At 36.2% G+C, this 10486-nt stretch carries 8 protein-coding genes; 6 read left to right on the forward strand and 2 right to left on the reverse strand.

Going from position 1 to position 10486, the window contains the following annotated elements:
• Positions 1 to 121 precede the first annotated feature (121 nt).
• Positions 122 to 3154: a PEP/pyruvate-binding domain-containing protein gene (locus tag ABFR62_10655; GenBank protein ID MEN8138880.1), complete on the reverse strand. Its 3033-nt coding sequence runs from the start codon at positions 3152 to 3154 to the stop codon at positions 122 to 124.
• 181 nt (positions 3155 to 3335) lie between these two features.
• On the opposite strand from ABFR62_10655, the gene ABFR62_10660 reads away from it, so the two are divergent.
• The 4 genes from ABFR62_10660 to ABFR62_10675 all read left to right on the forward strand — a co-directional run bounded on the left by ABFR62_10660 (position 3336) and on the right by ABFR62_10675 (position 6817).
• A complete protein-coding gene (locus ABFR62_10660; GenBank protein ID MEN8138881.1) occupies positions 3336 to 4283 on the forward strand; it encodes a ribose-phosphate pyrophosphokinase in 948 nt (315 codons plus the stop codon).
• Between the two features lie 30 nt (positions 4284 to 4313).
• The gene (locus ABFR62_10665; protein ID MEN8138882.1) at positions 4314 to 4928 is read left to right on the forward strand and encodes a 50S ribosomal protein L25/general stress protein Ctc; all 615 of its coding nucleotides are present in this window, start codon (positions 4314 to 4316) and stop codon (positions 4926 to 4928) included.
• Between the two features lie 160 nt (positions 4929 to 5088).
• Complete coding sequence (gene rlmB / locus ABFR62_10670) at positions 5089 to 5838, forward strand: 23S rRNA (guanosine(2251)-2'-O)-methyltransferase RlmB (protein MEN8138883.1); 750 nt, start codon at positions 5089 to 5091, stop codon at positions 5836 to 5838.
• Positions 5839 to 6019: 181 nt separating this feature from the next.
• A complete protein-coding gene (locus ABFR62_10675; GenBank protein MEN8138884.1) occupies positions 6020 to 6817 on the forward strand; it encodes an aminotransferase class IV in 798 nt (265 codons plus the stop codon).
• On the opposite strand, the gene ABFR62_10680 is transcribed toward ABFR62_10675, so the two are convergent.
• Positions 6793 to 7629: a rhomboid family intramembrane serine protease gene (locus ABFR62_10680; GenBank protein MEN8138885.1), complete on the reverse strand. Its 837-nt coding sequence runs from the start codon at positions 7627 to 7629 to the stop codon at positions 6793 to 6795. The two genes, ABFR62_10675 and ABFR62_10680, sit on opposite strands and share 25 nt — an antisense overlap.
• A 211-nt stretch (positions 7630 to 7840) precedes the next feature.
• Between ABFR62_10680 and ABFR62_10685 the strand changes: the two genes are divergently transcribed.
• Both ABFR62_10685 and hemW read left to right on the forward strand, forming a co-directional pair.
• The gene (locus tag ABFR62_10685) at positions 7841 to 9121 is read left to right on the forward strand and encodes a replication-associated recombination protein A (protein ID MEN8138886.1); all 1281 of its coding nucleotides are present in this window, start codon (positions 7841 to 7843) and stop codon (positions 9119 to 9121) included.
• Positions 9122 to 9231: 110 nt separating this feature from the next.
• On the forward strand, positions 9232 to 10353 hold the full coding sequence (gene hemW, locus ABFR62_10690) for a radical SAM family heme chaperone HemW (protein ID MEN8138887.1): 1122 nt from the start codon (positions 9232 to 9234) through the stop codon (positions 10351 to 10353).
• Positions 10354 to 10486 lie beyond the last annotated feature (133 nt).

Genomic DNA, 10486 nt, shown 5'->3' on the forward strand with positions numbered 1-10486 from the left:
TTTTTCAACGGTTGCCTGCCTACCGTCAGGCAGGCTCGCTGAAATAATATTCACTGAGCATCCAAAATGTAAAATTATGCCAGCGAAGTAACCTCCTAGCGTCGGTTTAGAATTCATACACCTACATAAACCCTTCAGGAGGCAACTCATCCATCTCCTCTTCCTCTGCCTGATTAATCTCCACACCTTCTTTGAGTATAACAGCTTTATTATCCCTGCCTTCAATAATCACGGTAAGATATTCGTCAAACTCAATATGGCGGAGAAATTCATCCTCATATACAGCCTCTTTATTGTTTAAATAATCAATATCATAAAAACCATCTTTGATAAATGGATTAATCGTAAAATACCCAACCTTAAATGAGGTTAAATTCTGAAAAAAATGCGTTCCCTGACTAGGGTCTATCCTAAAATTCTCCAATCCTGACTCAACAATTACTTTTGCTGATGATATTTGCGACCAGGTAACCGGAATTCCCAACCACGGATCACTCGAACCCCACCTTCCGGGACCTACCAGGATATACTGCTTCCCTTCCTCTTCAAATTTCTTATTTATTTTTTCTACAGCCTCTGCTATATTTCTTGTAGCTGCCGAATTAAAACTTTCCGGCTTAACATACACAAAATCCTTTATATGATCGTACTTCCCGTTTCCTAATGCCGATTCGGAATAGATTATACTATCATCCAAATTCAAATTATTAGGAACAATATTGATCACATCATTACTTTCAACAATGGGCCTGATTTGCAGGAAACTAAATATTTTATTCTGTCCCTTGGGTACATCCAGATTAACTGCAAACTCCATCTCTATCGGATTTCGCATTTCACGCTGCCCGATCATTAATAAATCGTGTAAAATATCAGCCAATGGGAAAGTGTTATATTTCAACACATTATCGAAAGTAATCACCCTTAAACCATCAGTATTAACTCCGGGTCTGATTGTATTATTCTGCAAATCGTATGTTGAAGCTACAAACTTTAATGAACCGTGTTTTTCGGCCTGTTTAATTCGTATTCTGATTTTATTCACCGCCTCACTGGTAGAAACCTGGTAACTCTTAGGATCTAAATCTAATCCGAAAAAGTATTTTTGGGTATCACGCTGTGTTGTTCCGGGCGAAGTAAGCTGTAACACCTTTTTGGGGTGCGACGGAGAAAATCTCAGAGTTCTTCCTCCCCCAACAATTATTTCACCTAATCCTAAAGCTACATTGGCAATTCCCTCTTTGGCCTTCTCATTCCCGATTGGATAAAAGTTTATGGATCGGGCCACACCCGAAATATTGGGATAGTATACATTACCATATTCTTTCCCGGTAACTTCCTGTAAAATAACGGCCATCTTATCCTCATCCAGACTATGCGAAGTTGCTTTTATATACGCTTTACTATCCACATAGAACGACGATGCCATCACCGATTTTACGGCATTCGAAACCATCTCTACCATTTTATCCATATCATCCTTAGCATAAGGAACCATATACGTGGCAAACACTCCGGCAAAAGGCTGATAATGCGAATCTTCTAAAACACTTGAGGAACGAACAGCCACCGGACGGTCAGAAACACTTAAAAATACTCTTATATCTTCCATTACCCAATCCGGAAGATCGTGAGTAATAAACTTATCCAGGATTTCCTGATCACTCAGATCTTCCTGAATTACAAATTCAAAAAGATCATTACTTTCCATAAATTCATCAAAAACCTGAGTACTTAGCACTACAGTCCTCGGAATAGAAATAGTGATTCCCGGATATTTTGCAAAAAGCTTATGTCTCTTCAGGAAAGAATCTACAAATGCCAGTCCCCTTCCTTTTCCTCCCAGTGCCCCCTCTCCTATTCGTGAGAAACCGAGAAATTCATCATATTTATTACCGTTAAATTTTGCAATTACACCACGAGACCTGAATATCCTACAACTTTTTATCGCCTCAACAAGATACTCCCTAACGTGATCGTTTTCATCAAAATCTTCAAACTCTATATCACTAAAAAGATTAGCTATCGGAAATAGCGCACGAGACTTTAACCATTTCGAGAAAGAATTCCTCTTAGCGTGATAAACTATAGATTCCATTGACACATAGCGTATTTTCTTCTGCAAACTTTTAAGATCGGTTGCAATATCCACCACTTTACCTTGCTTAGGATCCCAAAACTCAAAGTTCCCGAACGAAAAATATTCCGTAATAAACTTTTTCAGCTCAATCGAAAGACGTTCCGAATGTTTATACAAAAATTTAATTCCTAAATCTTCTGCTATATAGCCATTCTTTTTATCGGATGACTGTAACAAAAAAGGAAAATACTTATCCCTTTTTCGTACGTGTTCAGCTAAATAAAAACCGGCTCTCGGATCCTTAACACCATTTTTAAAATAGCTTACATCAGAAATAACCCCCAGTAGATTGTGCTTATACTTCTCAAAAATTGCTACACCATCTTCATAATTAGTTGCCAGAAGAATTTTTGGTCTACCTCTCATCAGTATCATTGCCCTGTGCTCATTCAAACCTTCGGTCATAAATGTACGTGCCTGAGTAAGGATGATTTTATAGAAACTGGGCAGATAGTTAGAATAAAATCTAAGAGAATCCTCAACAAGAAGAATAGCCTGAACACCTACTCCGAGAATATCACGTTCAGCATTCATGGAGTCCTCCGCTAGTTTAATAATAGCAAGAAAAATATCAACATTCCCACTCCAGTGGAATACATAGTCTATTGAGCTTGTATCTTCCCTGTCCAGTCTTTCCCTCAGCTCAGTTGAATAGTGACTCAACGCCGCAATCGGAACAGTTGGATAGAAATCTTTTATCTGACCGGCCACTTCGAACGATCTTTTACTCCCCGCATCTAACCACGTAATTACCAAGTCTATTTTTTCAGACTCCAAAATCCTGAGAGCCCTCTTACCTGAGTTAGCGTGTAAAAATGTTGGCGGATACCGAAGGTTTAAATCAACGTACTCGTTAAATATTTGCTCATCGATTCTACCATCCTCTTCAAGCATATAAAAGTCATAATTAGAACAAATTATTAAAACCTTGTATATGCGATTTTGCATTAATCGTTTAAATGCAACCTCTCCAAACTGGTACGTTTTTAAATCCGGAAGTTTCTTTTTTAACATCTGACTGAAATCTAAGTTAAGCGAATGCAATTTAATAAATACTCCTTCAATTATATATAGTTACTTTATATTTCCTGAATAAAAAAGATTAACTAAATTTGCCCATTATTAAAACACGCTTAATCTTTAATTTCAGATAAGAGTATTTTTATAAAAACATAACACAACTTAATTCAAAAAAATGTCAGTTATTCCTGTTGAGCCGGAACCTAAGTTATTTGCTGCCAGAGGTAGCATGGAACTTGCAAAAAAAATTGCAAAACACTACGGAAAAGATCTTGGTAAGGTATCTATTTCTGAATTTAGTGATGGAGAATTCCAACCTTCATTCGAAGAAACTGTTAGAGGAGGACGAGTATTCCTTATTGCATCTACTAATCCACCCTCAGATAATTTAATGGAACTATTACTGATGATTGATGCGGCTAAGAGAGCATCTGCAAAAAAGATTACAGTTGTAATGCCATATTTTGGATGGGCACGTCAGGACAGAAAAGACAAACCCAGAGTTCCGATTGGAGCTAAAATGGTAGCAAATTTATTAATAGCTGCCGGTGCTACGAGAGTAATGACAATGGATCTTCACGCCGACCAAATTCAGGGATTCTTCGAAGTACCTGTTGATCATCTTTTTGCATCAACCATATTTTTACCATATCTGGAGAATCTGAACCTTGAGGATCTGACTATTGCATCACCTGATATGGGTGGTTCGAAAAGAGCACATGCCTATGCTAAACAAATGCAGTCTGATGTAGTTATTTGCTATAAACAGCGTAAAAAAGCCAATGTGATAGACAAAATGGAAGTGATTGGCGAAGTAAAAGGCAAAAATGTTGTGCTGGTCGACGATATGATCGACACCGGAGGAACTATTGTTAAAGCCGCAGAAATGATGCTGGAAAAAGGCGCTAAAAGCGTGCGTGCTATGATAACACACCCTATTTTATCAGGCCCGGCCCACGATAGAATTCGCAACTCTGTATTAGAGGAATTAATCGTCACGGATACAATACCTCAAAAAGAGGAGAATAACAAAATAAAAGTGCTATCTTGCGCCCCCTTATTTGCTGACGTAATGAAGCGTGTTCACAACTACGATTCAATCAGCTCTAAGTTTATTATGTAAGTATTTTTTATTAATTATATATATTTTAAAATGAAGTCGATAACAATTAAAGGCCAGGTAAGAGAAAGCGTGGGAAAAAGAGCTACTAAAGCCCTACGTAATGCTGAGCAGGTACCTTGTGTTGTTTACGGAGGAGAAACTTCTGTACACTTTGCAGCACCAGCTAAATCATTCAAAAACGTTGTTTATACAGCTGATGCTCTTACAGTAAACATTGAATTGGAAGGACAAGATCCAATTAACGCTGTATTGCAAGACATCCAGTTTCACCCTTTAACAGACGCGATTCTTCACATTGATTTCTATCAGTTGTTCGAAGATAAAGAGGTTGTAATGGACATTCCTACTAAATTGATTGGGAATTCTATTGGAGTTATGAATGGTGGTTCACTACGTCATAACTTACGTAAACTTAAAGTTAAAGCTTTACCGGCTAATCTTCCGGATTTAATCAATGTTGATATTACTAAATTGAGAATTGGAAGTAAAGCAACTGTTGGTCAGTTAGAAGCAGAGAATTTTGCTATCATGCACAGCGATAACGTTGTTGTTGCACAGGTGAAAATATCTCGTAACGCAACTGCAACGGATGAGGAAGAAGAAGGAGAAGAAGCTGAAACTGAAACTACAGAAGCAGCAGAATAAGAAACAACCGTTTTTTATAAAATTTAAAGGCACTCTATTTTTTAGGGTGCTTTTTTTGTGATTTTTTTTGGCCGGCCCGCCTGCCAAAAATTAATCTCTCCAACTCAGAATCCATCAATATTCACTAAATAACCCTAACTTTGCAAAAATTAAATTTATAATGGCAGAAAAAGGAAGAATCGAAACTGATTCAATTTTCGGGATACGTCCTATCATAGAAGGGATAAACGCTGGAGTAACGTTTGATAGAATCTTTATCCAAAAAGGATTAAAAGGCGATTTAATTTCAGAATTAAAAGATTTAATCAAAAAACACTCTATAGAATCAAAAACTGTTCCTGTTGAAAAGTTAAACAGGTTAACCCGCAAAACCCATCAGGGAGTATTTGCCTTTATTTCGCCGGTAGATTTCATTACTTTAGATGAATTGGTATTACAAACTCAGGAAAGTGGAGCAAACCCTCTTTTCGTTATCCTTGATCAGATTACAGATGTTCGAAATTTTGGTGCTATTGTAAGAACTGCCGAATGCACAGGAGTAAACGGGATAATAATTCCTAAACAAGGCTCTGCTCCGGTAAGTGCCGATGCTATGAAAACTGCAACAGGAGCAATCTTTAACGTCCCTATTTGTAAAGTAGACAACTTAAAAGATACTGTATACTACATGCAGTCATCGGGCATACAGGTAATAGCTGCAACCGAAAAATCAAACGATTTCATTTACGATGTTGATATGTCAGGACCAACAGCAATTGTAATGGGTAACGAGCAAAAAGGAATAACTCTCGGAATGCAAAAAATCGCAGATCGCAAGGCAAAGCTCCCAATACTTGGCGATATAAAATCGCTTAATGTATCCGTTGCCTGTGGAGCAGTTTTATATGAAGTTGTAAGACAGAGAATGTAATACCATCTATGAGTTGAATTGACCGTAATAAAACGAATCTTATTACCTTACTCTTCAAAATAAAATTTAACCGTCTAGGCTGAGCCAAGATGCTGAAATTTTCTTTATCGATTAAGGCAAAAATCTTTCTGTTTTATTTTACAGTAAATTCAAATAATAAATGATATAATTCATTTTTAAAATGATAGGAGACGCTTATATTTTTAACGGTAGATTACTTGAAATAGATGATCAGCCGATAAAACTAAATTCAAAAAACAGTACTGTTGTTTACGAAGTTTTTACCTGGGAAAACAACAGTGCTGTTTTCTTTGATGAACATTATAAACGATTACTAAAATCTGTAGAGTTAAAAAAACTCAACAGTAAAAATATACCCTGTAAAGAAGAATTTTTGAATCATACCACAAAACTAGCTAACGCAAACCGTTTTGTGAAGAATAATATCCGCCTCGACTTAATCTTTTCAGAAGACAAATTCAATCATTACTTATTGTACTTCACAAAATCAATATTCCCAACAGAACTACAATATAAGAATGGTGTAAATGTTGGCTTATGTTTTGGCGAAAGAAAAATTCCGAATGCAAAAATTGCAAATAGCAAAATTCGAAGAATTGCTAATGAAAAAATTGCTGACAATAATTTATTCGAAGTATTATTGGTCAATTCTGAAAATATAATTACAGAAGGAAGCAGGTCAAATATTTTTTTTGTGAAAAATAACACAATCTACACTTCAAAAGTAAAAAGAGTACTAAATGGTGTAACCAGACAAAAAGTTATAGAAATTGCCAATAAAATTAATATTGAAGTTAAGGAAACAGATATAAAGCTCGAAAATATATCAGAATATGAAAGTGCTTTTCTTACCAGTACTGCTATGATTGTTTTGCCCATTTCTAATATAGAAAATATCAGGCTCTCAGTAAAAAATAAAATTATAGAAAAGCTCTATTCCTCTTTCTTAGGCTTATAATGATATTTCACAGGCTTGTGACTTAACTTATCGGGGATATTTTTTACTTCTTCCTCTATTTTATCCCTTCGGCTATGCTCAGGGTAAACTTTTCTCTTTTGTCCTTCATCTTTTATCTTTTGTCTTTCATCTTTTATCTTTTGTCTTTCATCTTCCTCCTCACCGGCTTTTAAAGCCAAATCTTCAAGATATTTTTCATGCTCGGTTAATTCACGCTCTTCATCTTCCCAGTGATAACTCTTTTTACGTGGCCCTATCTTTCTGAAAACAATTGCCAATAACAATCCGACCAAGGCTCCGGATAGATGGCCTTCCCATGAAACCTCAACTTTATTTGGAAATATTCCCCAAACCATGCTTCCATACAGGAATGTAACTATTAAAGATATAGCCATCAGCTTTGGATGTTTTCTGATTACACCGCTAAAAAACAAAAATGAGGCTAAGGCATATATAACACCACTGGCACCAATATGGTAACTGTTACCTCTTCCAATAAACCACGTAAGCATACCGCTAATTACCCACGAAAAAATAAGAACCCTCCAGGCAATGGGCTTATAAAAATAAAACAGTGCCATCGACAATAAAAACACCGGAATAGAATTGTTAAACAAATGGGTTGTATCGCCATGCAGAAAAGGTGAAAAAATCACCCCTCTAAGTCCTGAAAAGCTTTGAGGTTTTACTCCAAATACTGCCAAATCAAGACCAAACTTGTATTCCGCCCATTTCACCAGCCACAACAACAACACAAAATACAATGGTATTGTGAAGTATGAATTATTGTTATGTTGGATTTCGTTTGTCATTTGCATTAAATTCCCTCAAATATAAAACTTTTTTACACGATTGTTTTTCGAAAAAACACCGGAACTCACATTTATACCTTTTTGGATTTGAATTTACTGTAAAATAAAGTAAAAAGATTTGTTTTATTACGGTCAATTCAATTGCAAAACGGTATTTCAATTACTAATTTTGAAAAGTTCTCATAAGAAACCATTAAACAGTTAAACAATAATGAATAATCAACCTCTTGCAGAAAGGTTACGCCCCAAAACTCTGGACGATTATATTAGTCAGGATCATTTAGTTGGAAAATCAGGTGTCTTACGTCAGGTATTAGCGAGTGGTTTGATTCCTTCAATGATATTTTGGGGACCACCCGGAACAGGAAAAACAACTTTAGCGCAGATTATTTCCGAACAGTCGAACAGACCTTTTTTCACTCTATCGGCTATCAACTCCGGAGTAAAAGATATCAGAGAGGTAATCGACAAAGCAAAAAAATCATCCGGATTATTCACCGCTAAAAACCCCATTTTATTTATTGACGAAATTCATCGTTTCAGCAAATCCCAACAGGATTCGCTTTTGGGAGCTGTCGAAAAAGGCTGGGTGACACTAATCGGTGCTACTACCGAAAACCCTAGTTTCGAAGTAATTCCCGCGCTATTATCCAGGTGTCAGGTTTATACTCTAAACTCATTTTCGAAAGAGAACCTGATAGAAATGTTAGACCGTGCAATTAAGCAGGATGAGTTAATTCAGAAAAAAGATATTGCAATTAAGGAATATGATGCTTTACTGAGACTATCGGGAGGTGATGGAAGAAAATTACTGAACATATTTGAATTGCTGATAAATTCGGCTGTTGATAATAAAATCGAGATAACTAACGAGCTGGTAAAAAGTAAAATTCAGACCAAAGCAGTTAGATACGACAAAACAGGAGAACAGCACTATGATATTATTTCGGCCTTTATTAAATCAATAAGAGGTTCCGATCCTAATGCGGCAGTATACTGGCTGGCAAGGATGATTGAAGGAGGTGAAGATTTAAAATTCATCGCACGCAGGTTGATAATACTGGCTTCGGAAGATATAGGTAATGCCAACCCAAATGCACTTTTGCTGGCTAACAATACTTTTCAGGCAGTAAATGTAGTAGGCTTTCCCGAGAGTAGAATTATTCTTAGTCAGTGTGTTACCTATATGGCATCTTCTCCAAAGTCGAACGCCGCATATCAGGCTATAAATGAAGCACAGCAATTAGTGAAACAAACCGGAGATCTGGAAATTCCGATTCACCTACGCAACGCACCTACAAAACTGATGAAGGATTTAAATTATGGCAAAGACTATTTATATCCTCACTCATATCAAAACAATTTTATTCCACAGGAATATATGCCTGATGAGATAAGAGGAAAAAAATTATATGAACCAGGTAACAATCAGGGAGAAAATAAACTCCGACAATATTTAAAAGGAATGTGGCAGGAGAAATATAAATATTAACAGCTTTGAACTTTGAACTTGATCCAGGGTACACTTTTATCTTTCCTGCCTGACTGAGTCACGCAGGCAGGTATCTTTTATCTTTTGTCTTTTATCTTTTTACTTAAACAATGGCCGGCATTTATATACACATACCTTTTTGTAAACAACGTTGCTACTATTGCGACTTTCACTTTACTACATCCTTAAAAAATAAGGACGCGATAATTAATGCCATAATTTTTGAGTTAGAATCCCGAAAAACGGAACTAAATGAATCAATAAAGACAATATATTTTGGAGGAGGAACTCCTTCCATATTAAACACTTCAGATCTGGAGAAAATTCTCAATGCAATATATAATAACTACAGGGTTATTTCTGATCCTGAAATAACCATTGAGGCAAATCCCGACGACATTACACTGGATAAAGTAAAAGAGATTAAGCAAACTCCTATAAACAGATTCAGTGTTGGAATCCAGTCATTTCATCAAAAAGATCTGGAATTCATGAATAGGGCACATAACAAAGTTCAAGCCGATAATTGCATTCCTTTAATTCAGGATGCGGGATTCAACAACATTACTATCGACTTAATATATGGCTTACCTAATCAGAGCAAACAGGAATGGATATATAACCTGAATAGAACTTTTGAACTGAATATACCTCACATTTCAGCCTACGCATTAACTGTTGAAGAAAAAACACCGCTAAATGCTCTTATCAGAAAAGGCAAATATCCTAACGTTTCGGACGAGAAGGCTTTTGACGACTTTAAAATCCTGATCGACAAAACTAAAGAACAGGGTTTTATTCAATATGAGATATCTAATTTTGGAAAAAAGGGCTATTTTTCTAAACACAACAGTTCGTATTGGCAAGGAGAAAAATACATGGGAGTAGGACCGTCGGCACACTCTTTCGACGGTAATTCCAGAAGATGGAATTTTGCAAATAACAAAAAATATCTCGAAAACCTGCTAACTGACAGTTACTTTGAAACAGAAAAACTTAGCACCAAAGACAGATTTAACGAATATATAATGACCGGACTCAGGACCATTTGGGGTATTTCATTAGATAAAATCGAAAAGGAATTTGGCACAATATATTCAAATGAGCTGAAGAGAAAAATCAGTCTTTATATCGATAGAGGACAAATGTCGGTTAAAGGAAATGTAATTACAATATCAGAAAATGCCAAATTCCAAACTGACGGCATCAGCGCTGACCTATTTACTGAATAGTCTGTTTCCGGAAAAATAAAAAAACGAGCTTAAGGCCGCTCTCAACTCTAAAATATTCTGCTTTCGCCCTTTCAGGGCTTATACCATCTACAACTTAAAACTACTGTAATAAAACGAATCTTTTGGCTTTAGT

The organism is Bacteroidota bacterium, from assembly GCA_039714315.1.
Lineage (GTDB): Bacteria > Bacteroidota > Bacteroidia > Flavobacteriales > JADGDT01 > JADGDT01.